The sequence below is a fragment of the Pseudomonas sp. NPDC090203 genome (assembly GCF_044746765.1).
Classification (GTDB): domain Bacteria; phylum Pseudomonadota; class Gammaproteobacteria; order Pseudomonadales; family Pseudomonadaceae; genus Aquipseudomonas; species Aquipseudomonas putida_AD.
Window position 1 is genome coordinate 236,755 of sequence record NZ_JBIVCV010000007.1, and the last position, 24,531, is coordinate 261,285.

The window sequence follows — 24,531 nt, forward strand, 5'->3', positions numbered from 1 at the left end:
GTCTAGCGGTGAGACACCCGTAGCAGCACGGCTTGCCGGCGGGAGCGATCTTGAGAATGCCCCCGCCGGCAAGCCGTGCTGCTACGAGGGTAAAAGGGGGGATCTCAGTGCAAAAAAAAGCGCAAGAAAACCTGCGCGCCATTCCACAAAAAAACGGGCAGCCAGGCTGCCCGTAAAGCACACACGACCCTAGATCGTTTGTGAAGCACATCAGAGAGAAGCGGCGCGCAGGAGCGGTACACGCCGCCGATGACACTTAGAACTTGGTTTGCAGCTTGATACCGGCAACCAGTGCGTTGTCGATGTGGTCGGTACCACCTGGGTGCACGACGTACTGCACGTTCGGACGCACGGTCAGCCAGTCGGTGACGTGTACGCCGTAGTAGATCTCCGAGTTGTACTCGGTGGTCTGGATCGGCAGGAAGTTCGGATCGTCAAAATCAGTCGCGCCGTTCACCTGGTTGATCAGACGTGCACGGTCACGCACGTTGTCGTTGACGTGGATACGCGACACACCGACGCCGATGTCATCCTTCGGACGAGCATCGAACGGACCTTTGAACACCAGGCCGACGTTCTGGAAGTTGTCGACGAAGTTGGTGGCCTTGTCGTGCACAGTGGCGTTGAAGAACACGCTCATGCCGCGCGACGGATCACCACCGATGGTGGTCAGTTGCTGCTGAGCGACAAACCACCAGCCGTGCTTGCTGCCGTGGGACTTGAAGTCGGCGCCGGTGAGAGCCTGAGGCTGACCGTTGACGTCGTCTTTCAGGTCATCGGCGCTCGGGCTGCTGTAGTACCAGCCCAAGCGGTATTCGCCTGGCAGCGAGTTGATGCTTGGCGACCACACCACTTCCACAGGCACCAGGGTGCCCTTGGCGCCGCTGCCGCTGAGCTTGAAGCCGTTACCGGTTTCCAGGTACGACGGGTTCTGCTCATACACACCGACCTGCGCGAAGAATTCCGGCGTGATGTTGTATTTCACGCGCGCAGCCCACTGGCTGACGGGCCAGTTGTACCAGGTGTTGACGTAGTTCGCCGCCTGGGTGCCGCAGAACGTCAGGTTCTGGAAGTCGCAAGGGAAGCTGCCGAAGTCTTCACCTTCGCCCATACGGCCCAGCTTGATGTCCAGCGCGCCGTCGAAGTACTTCTGCTTGACCCACATCTGCGTCAGGCGCCAGGTCTGCCCACGGCCCCAGACTTCCTGCGAGGAAGACAGCGTGCCGATGCGCGGATCGCCCAGGCGATCGTTGGAGATGTTGTTACCGCTACGCTCGGTGATGGTCAGCTTGAACTCGGCGTCCTTGATGCCGAAAGCCTTGTCCAGGTCGATCTGGGTACCGATGGCGAACTGGTCGCTGTAGCGCGCAGTCTTGTCGTGGTTGTAGCCGCCCTTGACGTTGGCCCCCATCTCGCCAACGTACTCGAGATTGAAGTCATAACCCTTGTCGTGCAGCTCTTTGCGCAGACCGCCCCAATCGCCGGTCATGTGCTCGTTGGCGTTGAAAGGCTCGAGTGCGAATGCCGATCCCGACATTGTCAAAGCCCCCAGGACTGACAGCCCGCCAATCAACCGGAACTGGTTCAGCGATTTGCCTTTTACCTTCTTCATCCCTTAAATCCTCGTTTTATTGTTATTAGCTCTGGAACAGCGTTGTAACCACTTGCCTCGTGTGCCTGACGGGCCGTCTTTACGGCAGAAACCGCCCCGTCAGATGTGCTCGTTGACGCAGTGCTCCTGCGTGCGTGAATCAGTTGCGGTTGAGCCGCGTGACGTTGCCCATGCCCTGCTCGGGCCTAGACTTTCCCAGCGCACCCAGACGCTCTCCGGTCTTGGCGTCAAACAGCAGCACCTTGGCCGGATCGAATTGCAGGGTCAGGGTTTCGCCCACCGCAGGCGCCACATCAGGGGCCAGGCGGCAGCAGACCTTGCTTTCATTGAGCGTGACGAAAACCAGCGTGTCAGGCCCCGTTGGCTCGGTGACCTGGACTTCAGCGCGGATGGTCGGCATCCCGGAAGAATCACCGGACGCTAGCATGATCTGTTCAGGGCGAAGGCCCAGAATCACCTCACGATCCTCAAGCCCCGCATCGCTCATGCTCATCGGCAGTTCGCAGCGCGCCTGGCCGCTGTCGAGCAACGCGACCAGACGCCCATCCTTGCGTTGCAGGCGCAGCGGAATGAAGTTCATGGGTGGCGAGCCGATGAAGCTGGCGACGAACTGGTTCGCCGGATCGTTGTAGATCTCCTTGGGCGTGCCGAACTGCTGGATGATGCCGTCCTTCATGACCGCCACTTTGTCGCCCAGGGTCATCGCTTCGATCTGGTCGTGGGTCACGTAGACCGTGGTGGTCTTGAGGCGCTGGTGCATCAGTTTCATTTCGGTGCGCATCTCGACCCGCAGCTTGGCGTCGAGGTTGGACAGCGGTTCGTCGAACAGGTAGATCTTCGGCCGACGGGCCAGTGCGCGGCCCATGGCCACACGTTGTTGCTGGCCACCGGAAAGCTGGCCCGGCTTGCGATTGAGCAGGTGTTCGATCTGCAGCAGCTTGGCCACACGGGCGACTTCGGCGTCGATGTCGGCCTGGCTCATCTTGCGGATCTTGAGGCCAAACTCGATGTTCTCGCGCACGCTCATGGTCGGGTACAGCGCGTAGGACTGGAACACCATGGCGATGTCACGATCCTTGGGGCTCATGCCGCTGACGTCCTGATCGCCGATCATGATCGCGCCGCCGGTGATGTTCTCCAGGCCCGCGATGCAGTTCATCAGGGTCGACTTACCGCAGCCTGAAGGCCCGACCAGAATCAGGAATTCGCCATCCTTGATCGACAGTTCGATGTTCTTCAGGGTGTCCGGCAGGCCGGCCCCGTAAGTCTTGTTTACATTGCGAAGTTCGAGCGTTGCCATGATTACCCCTTGACTGCGCCGGCCGTCAGCCCGCGCACGAAATACTTGCCTGCGACCACATAGACCAGCAGGGTCGGCAGACCCGCGATCATCGCCGCCGCCATATCAACGTTGTATTCCTTGACCCCGGTACTGGTGTTGACCAGGTTGTTCAGCGCCACCGTGATGGGCTGCGAATCACCGCTGGAGAACACCACGCCGAACAGGAAGTCGTTCCAGATCTGGGTGAACTGCCAGATCAGGCAGACCATGATGATCGGGGTCGACATCGGCAGGATGATCCGCCGGAAAATGGTGAAGAAACCGGCACCGTCCAGGCGTGCAGCCTTGACCAGCGCATCAGGGATGCTCACGTAGTAGTTGCGGAAGAACAGCGTGGTGAACGCCAGGCCATAGACTACGTGCACGAACACAAGCCCGGTGGTGGTGCTGGCCAGGCCCATCTTGCCCAGGGTGAACGAGGCCGGCAGCAGCACGGTCTGGAACGGCAGGAAGCAGCCGAACAGCAACAGGCCGAAGAACATCTGCGAGCCACGGAACCGCCACATCGACAGCACGTAGCCGTTCAGGGCACCGATGGCGGTGGAGATCAGCACTGCCGGCACGGTGATCAGGATCGAGTTCAGGAAGTAGCCCTTGACCGTCGCCCAGGCCTTGACCCAGCCGATGGCCGTGATTTCGGTCGGCCAGCTCAACAGGTTGCCGGTGCCGATGTCTTCCGGCGATTTGAAACTGGTGAGCAGCATCACCACCAGCGGCACCAGGTAGATCAGCACCGCGCCGATGAGCACGACGTAGATCGCGATCCGGCTCAGACTGATGGAAGGTTTGGCAGCGAGACTAGTCATTGCGCTTGGTCCTCAGCTCGGAATACAGGTAAGGCACGAGGATCGCGAGAATCGCACCGAGCATCAGGATTGCACTGGCCGACCCCATGCCCATCTGGCCACGGCTGAAGGTGAACGAGTACATGAACATCGCAGGCAGGTCGGACGAGTAGCCAGGGCCACCGGCGGTCATCGCGGCCACCAGGTCGAAGCTCTTGATGGCAATGTGCGCCAGGATCATCACCGAACTGAAGAACACCGGACGCAGGCTTGGCAGCACCACTTTCCAGTAGATCTTGGGCATGCTTGCGCCATCGATCTGCGCGGCACGGATGATCGACTGATCGACACCACGCAGCCCCGCCAGGAACATCGCCATGATGAAGCCCGAGGCCTGCCACACGGCAGCGATCACCAGGCAGTAGACCACGCGATCCGGGTCGATCAGCCAGTCCAGACGAAAGCCTTCCCAGCCCCAGTCACGCAGCAGCTTGTCCAGGCCCATGCCCGGGTTGAGCAGCCATTTCCAGGCGGTACCTGTGACGATCATCGAGAGCGCCATCGGGTACAGGTAAATGGTGCGGATGAAACCTTCGCGACGAATGCGCTGATCGAGGAACACTGCCAGCAGCACGCCGACCACCAGGCTGATACCGATGAACATGCCACCGAATACCGCCAGGTTCTTGCTTGCCACCCACCAGCGGTCGTTGTCGAACAGCCGTGCGTATTGCGCCAGGCCCACGAACTTGTAGGACGGCAGGAAAGTCGAGTTGGTGAACGACAGAACGAACGTCCACAGGATATAGCCGTAGAAGCCCACCAATACGATGAACATGCTTGGCGCCAGCACCAGTTTGGGTAGCCAGCGCTGCAGTGCATCGAACGGCGAGGCTTTGCTGAACACAGCAACAGAACTCATGGTGAAATCCAGTACAGGAAAAGAAGATTACGAACGCGCTGCCGGTTGTAGGAGCGCGCTTGCCCGCGACGGCGTCGTGTCAGTGCCGCATCGTTGATCTGACACACCGCAATCGCGGGCAAGCGCGCTCCTACAAGTCTGCGGACTACGCGTTATTTAGCAGCCTTGATCGCAGCGCCCAGCTTCTTCGCCGCGTCGGCCGGATCGGCTTTCGGGTCGTTGATGTAGTTGGTCACGACGTCAAAGAACGCGCCCTGCACGGCCAGTGTGGTGGCCATGTTGTGCGCCATGCTCGGTTGCAGGCCGCCGGTCTTGGCATCTGCCAGGAAGTCCTTGGCAGCGGTCTGGGCGCAGGAGTCGAAACCATACTTGTCCATGTCGGACAGCATGTCGTTACGCACCGGGATCGAGCCCTTGTTGATGCTGAAGACCTTCTGGAAGTTCTCGCCCAGCACGACCTTGGCGATGTCCTGCTGACCGGCTGCGGTGCCCTTGTCCTTCTGCTTGAACACGGCCAGGGAGTCGATGTTGTAGGTGAACGCCTTGTCGGTGCCCGGGAAGGCAACGCACTCGTAGTCCTTGCCGGCGACTTTCTTGGCGGCGGTCCATTCGGACTTGGCCCAATCACCCATGATCTGCATGCCGGCCTTGCCGTTGATGACCTTGGCGGCTTCCAGGTTCCAGTCCTGGCCTTTGCCGTCGGTGTCCATATAGGTGGCGACTTTCTTGAGTTCGGTCAGGGACTTGACCATCTCGGGGCCGGTCAGCGCGCCGTTGTCGAGGTCGACCAGGGCTTTCTTGTAACCGTCTGCGCCCATGACCGAGAGCACGACAGCTTCGAACACGGTGCTGTCCTGCCAAGGCTGGCCACCGTGGGCCAGCGGGATGAAGCCGGCTTTCTTGAGCTTGTCGCCTGCGGCGTAGAATTCTTCGAGGGTGGTAGGCGCTTTCTCGATGCCGGCTTTCTTGAAGACTTCCGGGTTGATCCACAGCCAGTTCACACGGTGAATGTTCACCGGCACGGCCACGTAATCACCGTCGTACTTCACGGTATCGGAGACTTTCTTGTCCAGCAGGCTGTCCCACTTCTCTTCCTTGGAGACATCCTTGAGCACGTCGGTATCGAGCAGGCCAGTGGATGCCCACTCCTGGATGTCCGGGCCCTTGATCTGGGCAACGCCAGGCGGGTTACCGGCCACGGCACGGCTTTTCAGAACGGTCATGGCAGTCGAACCGCCGCCGCCAGCTACAGCGCCGTCTTTCCAGGTGAATCCGTCTTTTTCAACTTGGGCCTTGAGCACATCGACAGCCGCCTTTTCACCGCCCGAAGTCCACCAGTGGACAACTTCGACAGTGCCTTTGGAATCAGCGGCCATGGCGCTCAGAGGGAACAACGAGGCGAGAGAAACGAGTGCGGCGAGACGAGTAATCGAATTCATCAATTTGACCTTTCTTGTTGTTATGCATGAGCAAGTCTTGGTGCTTGCACTGCATGGATTCTAAACAACGGGCTAGAGCCGACGGTAACGAAGGGATGCGCGAGTGTCACAGGATGGTGACATTCGCTGTTGCAGTTGTAGGAGCGCGCTTGCCCGCGACCGCGGTGTGTCTGCACCGGATGTGGCGACTGACATGACGCGGTCGCGGGCAAGCGCGCTCCTACGGTGATAAATGGATGTCAGTTCTGGCTGCGTGGCAGGTACAGCGTCACCCGCAGCCCGCCCTCGCGCAGGTTCTGCAAGCTGACTTCACCGCCGTGGCTGTGGGCGATATTGCGTGCGATGCCCAGCCCCAGGCCGTAACCCTGCTGCTGCTTGCCCGCCAGCCGGAAATGCGGCTCGAAGACCTGTTCCAGGCGCTGCTCCGGCACCCCCGGCCCCTCGTCATCCACATGCAGGATGAACGCCTCGGCATCGTCCTCGACGAACAGATGCGCCTTATCGCCGTACTTGATCGCATTGTCGATCAGATTGCCCATGCAGCGCCGCAACGCCAGCGGCTTGCCGTAGAACATCGACATCGCCGTGCCTTGCAGCGTGACACGGCCATCGCCGTTAGGCCCCAGGTACGGTTCGATCAGGCAGTCCAGCGCGTGATTGAGGTCCACCGGCTCGATGTTCTCGTGGATGTCGGTGTCTTTCACACACTGCAGGGCGCCTTTGACCAGCAGCTCCAGCTCATCCAGATCGCGGGTGAACTTGACCTGCATGGCTTCGTCTTCCAGCAGTTCGACCCGCAGCCGCAGCCGTGTGATCGGGGTGCGCAAGTCGTGGGAAATGGCGCTGAACAACTGCCCGCGCTCGGTCAGGTAACGGCTGATGCGTTCACGCATGGTGTTGAAAGCGCGAGTCACCTCGACCACCTCGCTACCGCCGCCTTCCACCACTGGCTCCACGTCGGCGCCCAGCGACAGGTCGCGCGCCGCATTGGCCAGGCGCTTGAGCGGCCCGCTTTGCCAATGCACCAGCAGGCCGATGAACACCAGCAGGAAAATACTCGTCAGCGCGATGAACCAGACCTGCTGCGACGGCAGGCCTTCCTCTTCGAGCATGGTGTAGGGCTCGGGCAACAGCGAAGCGATGTACAGCCATTCCCCCGGCGACAGCTCGATCTGGGTCACCAGCACCGGCGGATTCACCGGCTCCAGCGTCAGGGCGTAATGTGCCCAGGAGCGCGGCAGTTCATCGAGTTTCAGGCCGCTGTTGAAGATGCGCAGGTCTTCCGGACGCACGAAGCGCACCAGGATGTCGGGATCAGCGCCCAGGTTCTGGCGCAGGACCTGGCCGACTACATTGATCACCGCCGACTTGCGCACCGTGGGCTCCAGCACCTGCATTTCCAGGGGCCGGTCATTGAGCGACACGAAAAACCGCGTGCCGCCCATGCTGCGCAACTGGTCGAGGACCATCGGGCGAAACGCCACCGGCAACGAACGGAAGTAACTCACGCTGGCGGCCATCGAGAAACCGAGGCTGCGGGCACTGGTGATCAGGCCTTCCATCTGCGTGGCGCGCAGTTGCGACAGCCAGATCAGGCTGGACAGCGTCTGGGCCAGCAACACCGCCAGCAGGGTCAGCAGCAACATGCGCCCCAGCAGCGAGCGCGGTACCGGCAGACGGCGTTTTTTCTCGACCACTATCACCGGTCAGTAGCCGTTGCCGGCTTGCGGCAGCACATTGGCCGCCAGCAGATAGCCACTGCCTCGCACGGTGCGAATCAGCCGCGGCGCCTTGCCGGTGTCGCGCAGGCGCTGGCGCAGACGACTCACCGCCATGTCGACGATGCGCTCCAGCGGCATCAGCTCACGCCCACGGGTGGCGTTGCCAATGGTGTCGCGGTCGAGGATCTGCTGCGGGTTATCGAGAAACAGTTTGAGCAAGGCGAAGTCGGCACCGGAGAGGATCACTTCCTCGCCATCGTTGTGGAACAGCCGGTGGCTGACCATGTCCAGACGCCACTCGTCGAACACCAGCACCTCGCCAGCCGTGCGTTCCTGGCCGAACTGGGCACGGCGCAGCAGGGCCTTGATCCGGGCCTGAAGTTCACGGGGACTGAAGGGTTTGGCCATGTAGTCGTCGGCACCCAGCTCAAGGCCAATGACCCGGTCGGCTTCGTCGGAACTGGCGGTGAGCATGATGATCGGCACATGGGGCTGGCGCGGGTGCTGCCTGACCCAGCGACACAGGCTGAAACCATCTTCGTCGGGCAGCATGACATCGAGAATCAGCAGGTCGCTGGCCTCGTCATTGAACGCCTGACGAAACTCGGCACCGTCACCCACGGTGCGTACCTGAAAACCTGCGCGGCTCAGGTAGGCCTGCAGCAACTCGCGGATCTCCTGGTCGTCATCGACCACCAGAATCGATTTACTGACAGCGTTCACTTTGGTCGTCCTTGTAAGCACTGAAATTGTTTTTATGGGTAAATCGGATCTGTAGCTACACACTCATACCCCGTAGCAGCACGGCTTGCCGGCGGGGGCGTCCTCAAGATCGCCGCGGCTGTAGGAGCGCGCTTGCCCGCGATTGCGATCCGTCCATGTCATATGCATGGGCTGACACACCGCCGTCGCGGGCAAGCGCGCTCCTACAAAAGCATCAGGCCTGAGCCAGCGCCTGGTCCAGCGCCACACCCGCACCCATCAGGCCCGGGTACTCGGCCGTCACCAGCCACACCGGCACATCCTTGAAGTAATCCTTCATCAGGCCTTTTTGTGCAAGGGCCGCATTGAAACCGCTGTTCATGAAGAAGTCGACGAAACGCGGAATCACCCCGCCAGCAATGTACACACCGCCCCGCCCGCCGACGGTCAACACGTTGTTGCCCGCCACACGGCCCAGGAACACACAGAACTGCTCCAGCACCGCGCAGGCCACCGGATCACCCTTGAGCGCGGCCGAGGTAATGGCCGCCGGGGATTTCAGTTCCGGCTCGATGTCATCCAGCGCACAACTGACCTGATACAGCAACAACATCCCTGCGCCACTCAAGATGGTTTCCGCGCTGACATGCTCATGTTCGGCCATCAGCCGCGTCCACAACAACGCCTCGCGGGACGTGCCGATAGGCAAATCCACATGCCCGCCCTCGCCCGGCACGGCCGTCCAGTGGCTTTCGCCGGTGCGGATCAAGGTGCCGACGCCAAGGCCGGTGCCCGGTCCGATCACCACGCGGGCGGCCTTCGGATCGCCCTTGCCGTGTCGCACGGTGAGGTATTCATCGTCGCGCAGGCGAGTCATGCCCAGCGCCATGGCGGTGAAGTCGTTGACCATGATCAGGTTGTCGATCTTCATCGCCGCACAGAATGCCTGCCGGTTGATTTTCCAGTGGCTGTTGGTGAAGTGGAAATCATCGCCGGTCACCGGCCCCGCCACGGCCAGGCAGATCGAGCCGACATCGCCCGGTTGCAGCTCCAGGTCCTGCAGGTAAACCAGCAGGGCCTTTTCGGGACTGGCGTAATCGATCGTCGGGAACACCCGGATCGAATGCAACTGATCGTCTTCCCAGATGGCAAAACGAGCATTTGTGCCGCCGATATCACCCACCATCGCCAATGTCACTTGAGCGTCTCCAGATTCGAAGTAAAGGCGCTGGCGCCCTTCTCTGCCGAGCTGAAGGCCATGCGCATGAAACCGAACAGTTCACGGCCGGTGCCCACGTTGTGGGACAAACGTCCGATTGCCGGTTCTCTGGCGGCCAATTCTGCCGGTTCGACCAGAACTTGCAACGTTCCTTTCACGCCATCGACCCGAATGAGGTCCCCATCACGCACAAGTGCCAAAGGGCCACCATCGGACGCTTCAGGGCAGACGTGGATGGCCGCCGGGATCTTTCCGGAGGCCCCGGACATGCGTCCGTCGGTAATCAGGGCGACCTTGAAACCGCGATCCTGCAGCACGCCGAGAAAGGGTGTCATTTTGTGAAGTTCAGGCATGCCGTTGGAGCGCGGCCCCTGAAAACGCATGACCGCGACGAAATCGCGCTCAAGCTCCCCGGCCTTGAACGCATCGGCCAGGTCCTGCTGATCTTCGAAAACCCGGGCAGGCGCCTCGACGATCTGATGCTCCAGCGCCACCGCCGAAACCTTCATCACGCCACGCCCCAGGTTGCCTTCCATGACCCGCAAGCCACCCTCAGGGGAGAACGGACGAGCCACCGGGCGCAGGATGTTTTCATCCAGGCTTTCGATCGGGCCATCACGCCAGACCAGCTTGCCATTATCCAGGAACGGCTCCTGGGTGTAGCGACGCAGGCCACGACCGGCCACGGTGTTGACGTCTTCGTGAAGCAGGCCCGCATCGAGCAGTTCACGAATCAGGAACGACATGCCGCCAGCGGCCTGGAAGTGGTTGATGTCGGCCTTGCCGTTGGGGTAGACGTGGCTCAGGGTCGGCACCACTTCGGACAGATCGGCCATGTCCTGCCAGGTCAACTGGATGCCGGCGCACTGGGCGATGGCCGGCATGTGCAGCGTGTGGTTGGTGGAACCACCCGTCGCGTGAAGCGCAACAATCGAGTTGACCAGCGAACGTTCGTCCACAATCTCACCCAGAGGGATGAACTCGCCGCTCTGTTTGGTCAGACGCGTCACCTGGATCGCGGCTTCGTGTGTCAGGGCATCGCGCAGCGGCGTGTAAGGATTGACGAAGGAGGCGCCCGGCAAGTGCAGCCCCATGACTTCCATCAGCAGTTGGTTGGTGTTCGCCGTGCCGTAGAAGGTGCAGGTGCCCGGCCCGTGATAGGACTTCATCTCCGAGTCCAGCAGCTCTTCGCGGGTGGCCTTGCCCTCGGCGTAGCGCTGGCGCACGTCGGCTTTTTCCTTGTTGGAAATGCCCGACACCATGGGCCCGCCCGGCACGAAGATGGTCGGCAGGTGGCCAAAACGCAAAGAGCCCATCAGCAGGCCCGGCACGATCTTGTCGCAGATGCCGAGCATCAGCGCTGCATCGAACATGTTGTGCGACAGCGCCACCGCCGTTGCCATCGCGATGACTTCGCGGCTGGCAATGCTCAGTTCCATGCCCGGCTCGCCCTGGGTCACGCCGTCGCACATGGCAGGCACGCCGCCGGCGAACTGGCCGACCGAGCCGACTTCGCGCAGGGCTTTCTTGATCTGTTCCGGAAAATGCTCGTAAGGCTGATGCGCCGAGAGCATGTCGTTGTACGAAGAAACGATGGCAACGTTGGCGGCGTTCATCATCCGCAGGCTGTGCTTGTCTTCGCTGCCGCAGGCCGCGACGCCATGGGCGAAGTTGGCGCATTGCAGCTTGCCGCGCATCGGCCCGTCGCTTGCCGCGCCCCGGATCAGTTGCAGATAGCGCTGACGGGTTTCACGGCTTCGAGCGATCAGCCGCTCAGTTACCTCAAGGACGCGGGGATGCATGTGATGAACTCCAGGCTAACGGATGTGGTCACCCTCTCAAACGTTCACAAAATCTGACAATTTTTCATGACCTGGGAGAAACGCTTCAGCAAAGGCCTGATTTATCAGCGTGTTGTGCCCGTTTTACGGGTTTCTATTTGTAGATAAACCAAAATACTGCCACTAAAAGGGCTTGTTTTCTATTTTTATGAGAATAATCTTGTAATTCCAACAACAAATTTACAGAGGACGGGTGTATGACTCTCCGCATCGCAATCAATGGCTTTGGCCGCATCGGCCGCAACGTCCTACGTGCACTCTATACCCAAGGCTACCGTCAGGACCTGCAAGTCGTCGCCATCAACGATCTGGGTGACAGCGAGATCAACGCCCACCTCCTCAAATACGACACCGTTCACGGCCAGTTCGACGCAACTGTCGAGCACGACAAGGAAAGCCTGACAGTCAATGGTGACCGTATTTCGGTCAGCGCCATTCGCAATCCGGCTGAACTGCCCTGGAAATCCGAGAAGATTGACGTGGTGTTCGAGTGCACCGGCCTGTTCACCGACCGCGCCAAGGCTGCCGCCCACATCACCGCAGGCGCGAAGAAGGTCATCATCTCGGCCCCGGCCAAGGGCGCGGACGCGACCGTTGTGTACGGCGTCAACCACGACGTGCTGCGCCAGTCGCACCAGATCATCTCCAACGCCTCGTGCACCACCAACTGCCTGGCGCCGGTGGCCCAGGTGCTCAACCGCGAGCTGGGCATCGAAAGCGGCCTGATGACCACGGTGCATGCCTACACCAACGACCAGAACCTGATCGACGTCTACCACACCGACCCCTACCGCGCCCGTTCGGCCACCCAGTCGATGATCCCGAGCAAGACCGGCGCCGCCGAAGCCGTGGGCCTGGTGCTGCCGGAACTGGCGGGCAAGCTGACCGGTATGGCGGTGCGTGTACCGGTCATCAACGTGTCGCTGGTCGACCTGACTATCCAGCTCAAGCGTGACGCGACGGCCGACGAGGTCAACGCGATCATGAAAGAAGCCGCCAAGCACTCGAAGATCCTGGGCTACAACACCCTGCCGCTGGTGTCCCATGACTTCAACCACAACCCGCTTTCGTCGATCTTCGATGCCAACCACACCAAGGTCAGCGGCCGCCTGCTCAAGGTCCTGGCCTGGTATGACAACGAATGGGGCTTCTCCAACCGCATGCTGGATAACTGCCTGGCGTTGATGAACGCGGAGTGACGGGCCGAGTGCCCTCCGACGCAATGCGTTAACTGTAGGAGCGCGCTTGCCCGCGACGGCGGTGTGTCAGTCACTCAACCTTGGCTGACACACCGCTATCGCGGGCAAGCGCGCTCCTACAGGGGTGCACCAGCCCTTGCTTTTACACATTCTTTGCAATTTTTACCCTTGACCCGCATGGCAGATGATAAGCATTATCATTCGCTGAATTTCTGGTCGGGTATCCCCGTGAGTCAGTCACACTTCAACGACGTCTTCCTGGCAAGACGGACGATCCTGCTGCGCACCCTGCAACGCATGGTTCGCAACCCCAGCACCGCCGAAGACCTGTTGCAGGAAACCTACCTGCGGGTGACCCGTGCGCTGGGCGAGCGGCCCATCGATCACCTCGAACCCTTCGTATTCCAGACGGCACGCAACCTGGCGCTGGATCATCTGCGCGCACGACGCATTCATGCCCGCACCATCGTCGATGACGCGCCCATTGCCGATATCTACAACGTGGTCGCCCCTGATGCCGCGCTGGAAGACGCCGCCCACGCCAACCGCCTGCTGCAGAGCCTGAACGCGAGCCTTGAGAAGCTCACGCCCCGCCAGCAGAAAATCTTCACCCTCAGCCGGCTCAATGGTTGCAGCTACCTGGAGATCGCCGAGCAACTGGGGGTTTCGGCCAGCACCGTACAAAAGGAACTCAAGCTGATCATGGCGATCTGTGTCGGGGTTGCTGCCCGGCTCGAACGCTGATGAGAGCAGCCTGATCCATACTTCATAAGAAATCCGGCGGAGCCTTGCGTCTGTGACGCTAGAATCGCGCCCCAAACCGTGCAACCGAGGACGCTCCTTGACGGACTCTCACTCACCTGGCACCGGTCAACCAGCCGATGCGCTGAACGACAGCGCCATGGATCAAGCCCTGATGTGGCTGATCGAACTGGAAGATGCCGACGCCCAGCAGCAGGCCCGTTTTCATGAATGGCTGGCCGCCGACCCTGCCCATGGCGAAGCTTTCGCCAGGGCCGAGGCCGTGTGGAATTCGCAGCCGGTGCTCGACGCCGCAGTGACCCTGGCCGCGCCGAAAAAGCCCTCGATGTTCAAGCGCCTGCGCCCCCACTGGATGCCACTGGCCACCGCAGCGCTGTTGATTCTGGGCCTGTTCAACTTCAGCGACCTGCCCCTGAGGCTCAAGGCCGACCACCTCACAGTGACCGGAGAGCGCCAGCGGCTGGAGCTTGCAGACGGTTCGAAGGTGCTACTCAATACCCGATCTGCGTTCTCCAGCGACCTGGATGAACACCAGCGCATCGCCCGTCTGTATCAGGGTGAAGCGTTCTTCGAAGTGCCGGGGGCCAAGGGCCTGCCCCTTGAGGTCGAGGCAGGTCCCGTGCGCATGAGCGCCAGCAGCACTGCCTTTGCCGTGCGCTATCTGGACGGGGTCGCGCAGATTCAGGTCGAACATGGCGCGGTGAACGTGCAGGCGACCAAGGGCAATTCCCAGGTCAGCCTGGGCGCAGGCGACAGCCTCAGGGTCGGGCCCGACGGATTTGGCCATCGTGAAAAGATCGACCGCAACAAGGACCTGGCCTGGGTCCAGGGGCGCCTGATTTTCGATAACTGCCCGCTGAGCGAAGTGCTGGCCGAGCTGCGCCGCTATTATCCTGGCTGGATCGTCAGCGCCAATGACCGGCTGGACAAGGTTGCCGTGACCGGAAACTACCGCCTGGACAACCCGGTGGACGTGGTCCGCTCCCTGGCGCAGATCACCTCCGCGCACCTGCATGAACTGCCTGCGCTGGTCATCCTCAATTGAGAATAATTATTTTTACGCGATAACCGTTCGTCGTTCGTCTCGTCATAGCCAATGCAAGTGATTCCTATTAAATACTTGCTAACACTTATAACGAGCCGCACGACAGGGAGCGCTATCGATGCCGTCCACGTTCACCCCCGGGACATCCGATTCACCCCGCAGCACCAGCAACTTCACCCTTTCCCTGCTGACCGTCGCCGTGTTCGCCGCCGGCCTGCACGCAGCCCCCACCCTCGCCGCCGAACAACCGGCGCGTGTCGCGGGCAGCTATCAGTTCTCGATCAAGCAGCAACCGCTGGTGTCGGCGTTGAACGAGTTCAGCAAGGTGACGGGCTGGCAGGTCGGGATGTCCTCGGATCTGGCACAGAACGTTACCTCGCCGGGTGTCAACGGGTCGATGCCTGCCGAAAAGGCGCTTGATCGCCTGCTGGCGGGCAGCAACCTGAGCTACCGCAGCCTGGGCAACAACAACGTGGTGCTGGAAAAACGCAGCAACACCGGCACACTGGCCCTGGATCAGGTCACGGTCAGTGCCACCCGACAGGCCCAGTCGGTGGACTCGGTCCCCAGCACCGTCACCGTGCAGACCCGTGAGGATCTGGATCGTAAAAACGTCAACACCATTCGCGATCTGGTGCGCTATGAGCCCGGCGTCTCGGTAGGCGGCGCCGGCCAGCGTGCAGGCACCAGCGGCTACAACATTCGCGGCATCGACGGCGACCGCATCCTGACCCAGGTCGATGGCGTCGAAGTCCCGGACAACTACTTCTCCGGCCCCTACGCCAACACTCACCGCAACTACGTCGACCCGGAAATCATCAAGCGCGTCGAGATCCTGCGCGGCCCGGCCTCGGCGCTCTACGGCAGCAGTGCCATCGGCGGCGCAGTCAGCTACTACACCCTCGATCCCGAAGACATCATCAAGCCCGTCAGCGACGTCGGCGCACGCCTGAAAACCGGGTACAGCTCGGCCGACAACAGCTGGCTGAACTCCGCAACCCTGGCGGGCCGTGAAGGCGATTTCGACGCCTTGCTGCACCTGAGCCAGCGCAACGGCCGTGAGACCGAATCCTACGGCGAGCACGGCGGCACCGGTCTGTCCCGCACCGCCGCCAACCCTGAAGACCGTCGCGCCACCAACGTGCTGGCTAAACTGGGCTGGAACTACAACGACAACGACCGCCTGGCCTTCACCTACGAGAAATACAAGGACGACACCCACACCAACCAGAAAAGTGCGGTGGGCGGGCCGTTCATTTCCGGCGTCAGCTCTGGCATGTATCGCAGCCGTGAAGGCAACGATGTGATCACCCGCGAGCGTTTCGGCCTGGAAAACACCTTCGCGCTGGACAGCCTGCTGGTGGACAACGTCAAGTGGAGCCTTAACTACCAGATCGCCAAGACCGACCAGGACACCATGGAGCGGTACGTTCCAAGCAATCCGTTCACAGGGGCGCCAACGCGCGACGTCTGGCGAACCCGCGACACCACCTACAAGGAACGCCAGTGGATCTTCGACGCGCAGCTGGACAAGGCCTTCAGCATCGCCGACACCGAGCACCTGCTGACCTATGGCACCACCCTCAAGCAGCAGAAAGTCACCGGCGAACGTAGCGGCACCGCGACCTGCGCATCGGTCCTCGGCACCTGCCGCACCATCGGTGCGACCAGCCCGACCGCCTCCGACAGCCTGGCGCCAAACAGCGACTTCCCGGACCCGACCATCAACACCTACGCGCTGTTCGCCCAGGACCAGATCAAGTGGGGTGACTGGACATTCATGCCGGGTGCGCGCTACGACTACACCACGCTCAATCCACACGCCACTCCGGAATTCCTGCGCGCCGTAGGCCTGACCAGCGCCAGCCAGTTCGACGACAGCGAGAAGAAGTGGCATCGCCTGTCGCCCAAACTCGGTGTGACCTACGCCATCGACGACGCCTACACCTGGTACGGCCAGTACGCCGAGGGCTTCCGTACCCCAAGCGCCAAGGCACTGTACGGCCGCTTCGAGAACATCAATACCGGCTATGTCGTCGCGCCGAACCCGGACCTGGAGCCGGAGAAGAGCAAGAGCTTTGAAACCGGCCTGCGCGGCCGTTTCGACGAGGGCTCGTTCGATGTGGCGGTGTTCTATAACAAGTACCGCGACTTCATCAACGAAGACGCCATCCAGCCGGCCAGTTCCAACACGGCGGTGTTTCAGTCCAACAACATCAAGCACGCCACCATCAAGGGCCTCGAACTCAAGGGCCGCCTGAACCTGGACAGCTACGGCGCCCCGCAAGGCCTCTACACCCTGGGCTCGGTGGCGTATCAGCACGGGCGCAACGACGACACCGGCCAGCCGATCAACAGCATCAACCCGCTGACCGGCACCTTCGGCCTGGGTTATGACCAGGACAACTACGGCGGCTTGCTGAGCTGGACCCTGGTCAAGCGCAAGACCCGCGTGGACGACTCCAACTTCCACGCACCGGATGGCTCTTCGACCCAGTTCAAGACCCCGGGCTTCGGGCTGGTGGACCTGACCGGCTTCTACAAGGTCACCGACGATGTGACCGTCAGCGGCGGCCTGTACAACCTGGCCGACAAGAAGTACTGGCTGTGGGACGACGTGCGCGGCTACGACGGCGTAGGCGAGGCGGCTGTCACCCAACCGGCGAACCTGGACCGCCTGACCCAGCCGGGCCGCAACTTCGCGATCAACCTGGTGTGGGATATCTAACGCCATCCACTTCCCCCTGTAGGAGCGTGCTTGCCCGCGACTGCGGTGTGCCAGTCCCCACTCTTGGACTGACACGCCGCCATCGCGGGCAAGCGCGCTCCTACAGCGTGGCGGCCCAGGATTTTTTTACGCACGAACCGCCCTCACTCGTCTCGTCTACAAGCGCCTCATTTTCCCCAAGGAAGACACCATGTCCCAAGACCCGATTCGTCGCTCCCAGCGGCTGAACCAGATCACCCACGCTCCCCACGAACAACTGGACAAGGCGGTCAAGGCCAATGCACCGTTTGAAACCCTGGCCAGCTACTCCCGCTTCCTGACCGCTCAATACCTGTTCCAGCAGGAACTGAAAGCGCTGTACACCGACCCGCAACTGATCGAACTGATCGCCGACCTGCCCGATCGCTGCCGCGCCGAACAGGCCAAGGCCGACCTCAACGACCTCGAAACGCCAATCCCGTCGCCCGTCGCCGGCGCTGTGCATAACCCCTCCCAGGCCGAAGCCCTGGGCTGGCTGTTCGTCTCCGAGGGCTCGAAGCTGGGCGCAGCCTTTCTCATCAAGCGCGCCGTGGCCCTGAACCTGAGCGAAACCTTCGGTGCCCGCCATCTGGGCGAACCGACGGGTGGCCGTGCCGATGGCTGGAAACGTTTCATCCGGATCCTCGACGACCTGCCCTTCAGCGAAGAGCAGGAACGCCAGATCGATAAAGGCGCCGTAGCCGCGTTCGAGCGTTTCAACGTGCTGCTGAACCATGCCTATACGTCGGCTGCCCAGACGGAACCGGCCTGAATCGAAGCGTTTGGCGCCCGGCACTGTTAAGCTGGGCGTCCTTTCGAGGGAGCGAGCCCTTGAAGCACATCTTTACCCTGCCGTACCCGAGACTCATGACCAACACTCCCCCAGGCAGCAAACTGTCCCGCATCCTGTTCGGCATCCTGGCCTATGTCAGCCTTGCCATCGGCATCATTGCGATCTTCATTCCGGGGCTGCCCACCACCGAATTCATCCTCTTGGCCGCCTGGGCCGCCACCAGAAGCTCGCCGCGCCTGAGCGCCTGGCTGGAAAACCATCGCCTGTTCGGCCCTATGCTGAGCAACTGGCGCAATGGCAAGCTGATCGCCCGCAGCGCCAAGATCAGCGCCACTGTCACCATGTTGATATGTGCGGTGGTCATGCTGGTGGTGCTCAAGCACAACTGGTGGATCTACTTCGCGGTCACCGGCATGGTGCTGGTCAACCTGTGGATCTGGTCGCGGCCCGAGCCGGGTTCGCATACCGCCCGCTGCACCGAGTCTTCCGGGCAACCCTGACCTGTGGTGCTGAACCCCGGCCCCGGCGCACGGTCTGCTCCATACGATCATCGTTTCTTGAGGGAGCAGTCACATGTTCGAGCCAGGCCATCTGCACATCACCCGTCCTGCCCTGCAACCGGATGAAATTGGTTATGACCTGCACATCCGCTACGAGGTCAGCCAGACCGACGCCGGCCCCGGCATGCATTTCACTCTCGACGGGGAAATCAATGGCAAGCCAGTCAATGACGCCTTCGACCTGCCCAAGGACCTTGCCTACAACTTCGCCAGCGAAGCTTCGCGCATCTGCGAGAAACATGGCCTTCCCAAAAACGCCGACCTGCATGACATGCACGGCGATTACGACGCCATGTTCGAAGACATCCGCGACAAGCTCGACATGAAATCGGGCGACGCGGTGAAGCCGGAGCATCTGGAGTAACCCTGCGCGTGTAGGAGCGCGCTTGCCCGCGACTGCGGAGTGTCAGGTACGTTGATTTGGGCTGACACACGGCGGTCGCGGGCAAGCGCGCTCCTACAGGTGTGCTGCGGTTTACTGGCATAATCCGACGCTTCTCAGGCCCGAACTGCACCGCACCCCATGCGCATCCACGTCACGTTCATCGACCGCGTCGGCATCACCCAGGAAGTGCTGGCGATTCTCGGCGCGCGCAATCTGAATCTCGACGCGGTGGAGATGGTGCCGCCCAACGTCTACATCGACGCCCCGACCTTGAGCCACGATCTGCTCGAAGAACTCAAGGACCGGCTGTTTCGGGTACGTGGCGTTGAGGCGATCAAGGTCGTGGACATCCTCCCCGGCCAGCGTCGCCACCTGCAACTGGACGCCCTGCTCGCCGCCATGACCGACCCCGTACTGGCGCTGGACAGCGCAGGGCATGTGCTGCTGGCCAACCCTGCCCTGGTAGCACTGTATGGTCGCGAACCTGCGGGCGAGTCTCTCGCCGAGCTTTTCAACGAACCTGGCCTGCAAACCGCGCTGCTGGAAAACGGCTTTCGCCTGCCCATGCGTGAGGTGACGCTCAACGGCGAAACGCTGCTGCTCGACGCCACGCCCATCACCGACGCCGGCGCCTTGCTGACCCTGTATCTGCCCAGCCGCATCGGCGAGCGCCTGTCGGCCCTGCATCACGATCATGCAGAAGGCTTTGACGCACTGCTCGGCGATTCCGCGCCGATTCGCACCCTCAAGGCCCGCGCGCAACGGGTGGCGGCCCTCGATGCGCCGCTGCTGATTCAAGGTGAAACCGGCACCGGCAAGGAACTCGTGGCCCGCGCCTGTCACGCCGTCAGTGCTCGCCACAGCGCGCCATTTCTGGCGCTCAACTGTGCGGCATTGCCGGAGAACCTCGCCGAAAGCGAGCTGTTCGGCTACGCCCCCGGCGCCTTTACCGGAGCCCAGCGCGGCGGCAAGCCCGGACTGATGGAGCTGGCCAACCAGGGCACGGTGTTTCTCGATGAAATCGGCGAGATGTCGCCTTACCTGCAAGCCAAGCTGCTGCGTTTTCTCAACGATGGCAGTTTCCGTCGCGTCGGCGGTGACAAGGAAGTGCAGGTCAACGTGCGCATTCTCAGCGCGACCCACCGCGATCTGGAAAAGATGGTCGCCGAAGGCACCTTCCGCGAAGACCTTTTCTATCGCCTGAACGTGCTGAATCTGGACGTTCCGCCGTTGCGCGAACGCGGGCAGGACATTCTGCTGCTGGCTCGATTCTTCATGGAGCAGGCCTGCACCCAGATCCAGCGCCCGGTCTGCCGCCTTGCCCCAGGCACCTACCCTGCGCTGCTGGGCAACCGTTGGCCGGGCAATGTGCGGCAGTTGCAGAATGTGATTTTTCGGGCGGCAGCCGTCTGTGAGAGCTCGCTGGTGGAGATCGGCGACCTGGACATCGCAGGCACCTCCGTCGCCCAGGGCAATGACGGCGAAGTCGAAAGCCTGGAAGCGGCGGTCGAAGATTTCGAGAAGTCGCTGCTGGCCAAGCTCTACAGCCACTACCCCTCGACCCGCCAACTGGCCGCCCGCCTGCAAACCTCCCACACCGCCATCGCCCATCGGCTGCGCAAGTATGGGATTTCCGGGAAGGCCTGAGTGGCTACCATCCGTTGCACGAACGGCCTGAGGTCACCGTCCGTTGCACGAATGGCGTGATGTCACCGTCCGCTGTAGGAGCGCGCTTGCCCGCGATTGCGGCGGTTCAGCCACATTTGTGCCGGATGACACAACGCCGTCGCGGGCAAGCGCGCTCCTACGACCACCATAGGCCGGAACGAAATCGAAACACCGTATCGATTTCATTCCACCGTCAACTTATCCCCAGCCGACAAGGCTTTGATCCCACAACAATTTTTCGCCCCCGCAAAACTGTAGCGATTTCGCTACAGCACTGTACTTATGAATCATCCCAAATCCCGCCAAAACCCTTGATTTAAAGGCCTCGAACCAGGTTGGCCGCAAACTTGCTATGTCTCCTGCATAACGCTCGCGCCGACGACGAGCGATGGCTTTTCTATTGAGGGTGACCAGATGACCGAGTTGCGTTTTACCGAAGATCACGAGTGGCTGCGTGCCGAAGCAGACGGCAGCGTCACAGTCGGGATCACCGCATTCGCGCAGAATGCATTGGGTGACGTGGTATTCGTGCAACTGCCTGAACTGGCGTCCTACGACAAAGGCGCCGAAGCCGCCACCGTCGAATCGGTCAAGGCTGCCAGCGGTGTGTACATGCCCCTGACCGGCGAAGTGGTCGAGGTCAATCCGGCGCTGGACGCCAACCCTGAACTGGTCAACGAAGACCCGCTGGGCGAAGGCTGGTTCTTCCGCTTCATCCCGTCCGACGCCGCCGCTGTCGGCCAACTGCTGGATCAGGACGCCTACGACCGTCTGATCAAAGCCAACGCCGAAGCCTGAGGAGCGCGACATGACTGACCGTATCGAACTGAGCACCGCCAACGAGTTCATCGCCCGTCACATCGGTCCGCGTGCCGACGACGAAAGCGCTATGCTCGCCACCCTGGGTTTCGACTCGCTGGAAGCCCTGAGCGTCAGTGTCATCCCTGAATCGATCAAGGGCACCAGCGTGCTGGGCCTGTCCGCCGGGCAAAGCGAAGCCGACGCACTGGCCGATATCAAGGCCATCGCCAGCAAGAACCAGCTGTTCAAGACCTACATCGGCCAGGGTTACTACAACACCCACACCCCGGCGCCGATCCTGCGGAACCTGCTGGAAAATCCGGCTTGGTACACCGCCTACACCCCGTACCAGCCTGAAATTTCCCAGGGCCGCCTGGAGTCGCTGCTTAACTTCCAGACCCTGATCAGCGACCTGACCGGCCTGCCGATCGCCAACGCCTCGCTGCTGGACGAAGCCACTGCCGCTGCCGAAGCCATGACCTTCTGCAAGCGCCTGAGCAAGAACAAGGGTAGCCACAAATTCTTCGCATCGGCCCATTGCCATCCGCAAACCCTGGACGTGCTGCGCACCCGCGCAGAACCCCTGGGCATCGAAGTGGTGGTCGGTGACGAGCGCCAATTGAGCGATGTCAGCGAATTCTTCGGCGCCGTGCTGCAATACCCGGCCAGCAACGGTGATGTGTTCGACTACCGCGAACTGGTCGAGCGCTTCCACGCCGCCAACGCACTGGTGGCCGTGGCCGCCGACCTGCTGGCCTTGACCCTGCTGACGCCGCCGGGCGAGTTCGGCGCTGACGTGGCCATCGGCAGCGCGCAACGCTTCGGTGTTCCGCTGGGCTTCGGTGGTCCGCACGCCGCCTATTTCTCTACCAAAGACGCTTACAAGCGCGACATGCCAGGCCGTCTGGTGGGCGTGTCCATCGACCGTTTCGGCAAGACCGCCCTGCGTCTGGCCATGCAGACCCGCGAGCAACACATTCGCCGCGAGAAGGCCACCAGCAACATCTGCACCGCACAAGTTCTGCTCGCCAACATCGCCAGCATGTACGCCGTCTACCACGGCCCGGTCGGCCTGACCCGCATCGCCAACCGCGTGCATCACCTGACCGCGATCTTCGCTGAAGGCTTGAGCCAACTGGGCCTCAAGCCTGAGCAAGCGTTCTTCTTCGACAGCATCACCCTGAACACCGGCGCAAAAACCGCAGACCTGCACGCCAAGGCACGCGCCCTGCAGATCAACCTGCGCGAAGTGGACGCCGAGCGCCTGGGCCTGTCGCTGGACGAAACCACCCAGCAAGCCGATATCGAAGTGCTGTGGAAACTGTTCGCCGCCGATGGCCAGGCCTTGCCTGACTTCGCCGCCCTGGCAAAAGGCGTCGAAGCACGCCTGCCTGCAGAATTGAAGCGTCAGTCGCCGGTGCTCAGCCACCCGGTGTTCAACCGCTACCATTCCGAAACCGAGCTGATGCGCTACCTGCGCCGTCTGGCCGACAAGGACCTGGCGCTGGACCGCACCATGATCCCGCTGGGCTCGTGCACCATGAAGCTCAACGCCGCCAGCGAAATGATCCCGGTGACCTGGGCCGAGTTCGGCAACCTGCACCCGTTCGCCCCGGCCGAGCAGAGCGCCGGCTACCAGCAACTGACCGACGAGCTGGAAGCCATGCTGTGCGCGGCCACCGGCTATGATTCGATCTCCCTGCAACCGAACGCCGGCTCCCAGGGCGAGTACGCAGGCCTGCTGGCCATTCGTGCCTATCACCAGAGCCGTGGCGATGAACGCCGCGACATCTGCCTGATCCCCTCTTCGGCCCACGGCACCAACCCTGCTACCGCCCAGATGGCCGGTATGCGCGTGGTGGTGACCGTTTGCGACGCCCGCGGCAACGTAGACATCGAAGACCTGCGCGCCAAAGCCATCGAGCACCGCGAACACCTCGCCGCGCTGATGATCACCTACCCGTCGACCCACGGTGTGTTCGAGGAAGGCATCCGCGAAATCTGCGGCATCATCCACGACAACGGCGGCCAGGTTTACATCGACGGCGCCAACATGAACGCCATGGTCGGCCTGTGCGCCCCGGGCAAGTTCGGTGGCGACGTGTCCCACCTGAACCTGCACAAGACTTTCTGCATCCCTCACGGCGGTGGCGGCCCGGGCGTCGGCCCGATTGGCGTCAAGTCGCACCTGGCCCCGTTCCTGCCGGGCCATGGCAAGATGGAGCGCAAGGAAGGCGCGGTCTGCGCGGCGCCGTTCGGCAGCGCGAGCATTCTGCCGATCACCTGGATGTACATCCGCATGATGGGCGGCGAAGGCCTCAAGCGCGCTTCGCAGCTGGCAATCCTCAACGCCAACTACATCTCCCGTCGCCTGGAAGAGCACTACCCTGTGCTGTACACCGGCAGCAGCGGCCTGGTGGCCCACGAATGCATCCTGGACCTGCGTCCGCTGAAGGAAACCAGCGGCATCAGCGTCGATGACGTCGCCAAGCGCCTGATCGACTTCGGCTTCCACGCCCCGACCATGTCGTTCCCGGTGGCGGGTACGCTGATGATCGAGCCGACCGAAAGCGAGTCCAAGGAAGAACTGGATCGCTTCTGCGACGCGATGATCAAGATCCGCGAAGAAATCCGCGCGGTCGAAAGCGGCGCCCTGCACAAGGACGACAACCCGCTGAAAAACGCCCCGCACACCGCAGCGGAGCTGGTCGGCGAGTGGAGCCATCCGTACAGCCGCGAGCAGGCCGTGTACCCGGTCGCGTCGCTGATCGAAGGCAAATACTGGCCACCGGTCGGCCGCGTGGACAACGTGTTCGGCGACCGCAACCTGGTATGCGCCTGCCCGTCCATCGAAAGCTATCAGGACGCGTGACAGGTATAAGCTAAACCTCTGTAGCAGCACGGCTTGCCGGCGGGAGCGGTGTGTCAGACATCCACTCGCTGACTGATACAACGCTCCCGCCGGCAAGCGGAGCGCCGCCCGGCCGGG

At 61.8% G+C, this 24,531-nt stretch carries 19 protein-coding genes; 10 read left to right on the top strand and 9 right to left on the bottom strand.

Features of this window, described 5'->3' with window-relative positions; all coding sequences use genetic code 11:
* Window positions 1-256: 256 nt before the first annotated feature.
* From ACIPO9_RS14585 to edd, 9 genes are all read right to left on the bottom strand, one after another.
* On the bottom strand, window positions 257-1,612 hold the full coding sequence (locus ACIPO9_RS14585) for a carbohydrate porin (RefSeq protein WP_274135692.1): 1,356 nt from the start codon (window positions 1,610-1,612) through the stop codon (window positions 257-259).
* Between the two features lie 139 nt (window positions 1,613-1,751).
* Window positions 1,752-2,912, bottom strand: a complete 1,161-nt coding sequence (locus ACIPO9_RS14590) for an ABC transporter ATP-binding protein (RefSeq protein ID WP_400781637.1) — start codon at window positions 2,910-2,912, stop codon at window positions 1,752-1,754.
* 2 nt (window positions 2,913-2,914) lie between these two features.
* Entirely contained in the window at window positions 2,915-3,760 is an 846-nt protein-coding gene (locus ACIPO9_RS14595; protein WP_400781639.1) for a carbohydrate ABC transporter permease, read from the bottom strand.
* A complete protein-coding gene (locus tag ACIPO9_RS14600) occupies window positions 3,753-4,661 on the bottom strand; it encodes a carbohydrate ABC transporter permease (protein ID WP_274135696.1) in 909 nt (302 codons plus the stop codon). Before ACIPO9_RS14600 ends, ACIPO9_RS14595 begins: the two co-directional genes overlap by 8 nt.
* A gap of 152 nt (window positions 4,662-4,813) precedes the next feature.
* Entirely contained in the window at window positions 4,814-6,100 is a 1,287-nt protein-coding gene (locus ACIPO9_RS14605; RefSeq protein ID WP_274135698.1) for an ABC transporter substrate-binding protein, read from the bottom strand.
* Between the two features lie 239 nt (window positions 6,101-6,339).
* Complete coding sequence (locus ACIPO9_RS14610) at window positions 6,340-7,746, bottom strand: ATP-binding protein (RefSeq protein ID WP_274135705.1); 1,407 nt, start codon at window positions 7,744-7,746, stop codon at window positions 6,340-6,342.
* 60 nt (window positions 7,747-7,806) lie between these two features.
* The gene (locus tag ACIPO9_RS14615; RefSeq protein ID WP_400604845.1) at window positions 7,807-8,544 is read right to left on the bottom strand and encodes a response regulator; all 738 of its coding nucleotides are present in this window, start codon (window positions 8,542-8,544) and stop codon (window positions 7,807-7,809) included.
* A 214-nt stretch (window positions 8,545-8,758) separates the two neighbouring features.
* Window positions 8,759-9,721 (bottom strand): glucokinase, encoded by a 963-nt coding sequence (locus tag ACIPO9_RS14620; RefSeq protein ID WP_400781640.1) that lies wholly within the window; start codon window positions 9,719-9,721, stop codon window positions 8,759-8,761.
* The gene (gene edd, locus ACIPO9_RS14625) at window positions 9,718-11,544 is read right to left on the bottom strand and encodes a phosphogluconate dehydratase (RefSeq protein WP_274135702.1); all 1,827 of its coding nucleotides are present in this window, start codon (window positions 11,542-11,544) and stop codon (window positions 9,718-9,720) included. The genes ACIPO9_RS14620 and edd overlap by 4 nt, the downstream gene beginning before the upstream one ends.
* Window positions 11,545-11,780: 236 nt before the next feature.
* Here edd and gap point away from each other — a divergent pair, with 236 nt between their 5' ends.
* The 10 genes from gap to gcvP all read left to right on the top strand — a co-directional run bounded on the left by gap (window position 11,781) and on the right by gcvP (window position 24,414).
* Entirely contained in the window at window positions 11,781-12,782 is a 1,002-nt protein-coding gene (gap, locus tag ACIPO9_RS14630) for a type I glyceraldehyde-3-phosphate dehydrogenase (RefSeq protein WP_274135703.1), read from the top strand.
* Between the two features lie 228 nt (window positions 12,783-13,010).
* Entirely contained in the window at window positions 13,011-13,526 is a 516-nt protein-coding gene (locus ACIPO9_RS14635; protein WP_274135153.1) for an RNA polymerase sigma factor, read from the top strand.
* 157 nt (window positions 13,527-13,683) lie between these two features.
* A complete protein-coding gene (locus ACIPO9_RS14640; protein ID WP_274135151.1) occupies window positions 13,684-14,589 on the top strand; it encodes a FecR domain-containing protein in 906 nt (301 codons plus the stop codon).
* A gap of 118 nt (window positions 14,590-14,707) precedes the next feature.
* Window positions 14,708-17,317 (top strand): TonB-dependent receptor, encoded by a 2,610-nt coding sequence (locus ACIPO9_RS14645; RefSeq protein ID WP_400781642.1) that lies wholly within the window; start codon window positions 14,708-14,710, stop codon window positions 17,315-17,317.
* Window positions 17,318-17,507: 190 nt separating this feature from the next.
* A complete protein-coding gene (locus tag ACIPO9_RS14650) occupies window positions 17,508-18,107 on the top strand; it encodes a biliverdin-producing heme oxygenase (RefSeq protein WP_400781644.1) in 600 nt (199 codons plus the stop codon).
* Window positions 18,108-18,202: 95 nt separating this feature from the next.
* Window positions 18,203-18,628 carry a YbaN family protein gene (locus ACIPO9_RS14655; protein WP_400605201.1) on the top strand — a complete coding sequence of 142 codons (426 nt, stop codon included), beginning with the start codon at window positions 18,203-18,205 and terminating at the stop codon, window positions 18,626-18,628.
* Between the two features lie 73 nt (window positions 18,629-18,701).
* Window positions 18,702-19,052 carry a DUF5064 family protein gene (locus ACIPO9_RS14660; RefSeq protein WP_400781647.1) on the top strand — a complete coding sequence of 117 codons (351 nt, stop codon included), beginning with the start codon at window positions 18,702-18,704 and terminating at the stop codon, window positions 19,050-19,052.
* A 159-nt stretch (window positions 19,053-19,211) separates the two neighbouring features.
* Window positions 19,212-20,720 carry a sigma-54-dependent transcriptional regulator gene (locus ACIPO9_RS14665; protein ID WP_400781649.1) on the top strand — a complete coding sequence of 503 codons (1,509 nt, stop codon included), beginning with the start codon at window positions 19,212-19,214 and terminating at the stop codon, window positions 20,718-20,720.
* Between the two features lie 435 nt (window positions 20,721-21,155).
* Window positions 21,156-21,539, top strand: a complete 384-nt coding sequence (gene gcvH, locus ACIPO9_RS14670; protein WP_274135143.1) for a glycine cleavage system protein GcvH — start codon at window positions 21,156-21,158, stop codon at window positions 21,537-21,539.
* Between the two features lie 10 nt (window positions 21,540-21,549).
* Complete coding sequence (gene gcvP, locus ACIPO9_RS14675) at window positions 21,550-24,414, top strand: aminomethyl-transferring glycine dehydrogenase (protein WP_400781651.1); 2,865 nt, start codon at window positions 21,550-21,552, stop codon at window positions 24,412-24,414.
* Window positions 24,415-24,531: the final 117 nt, after the last annotated feature.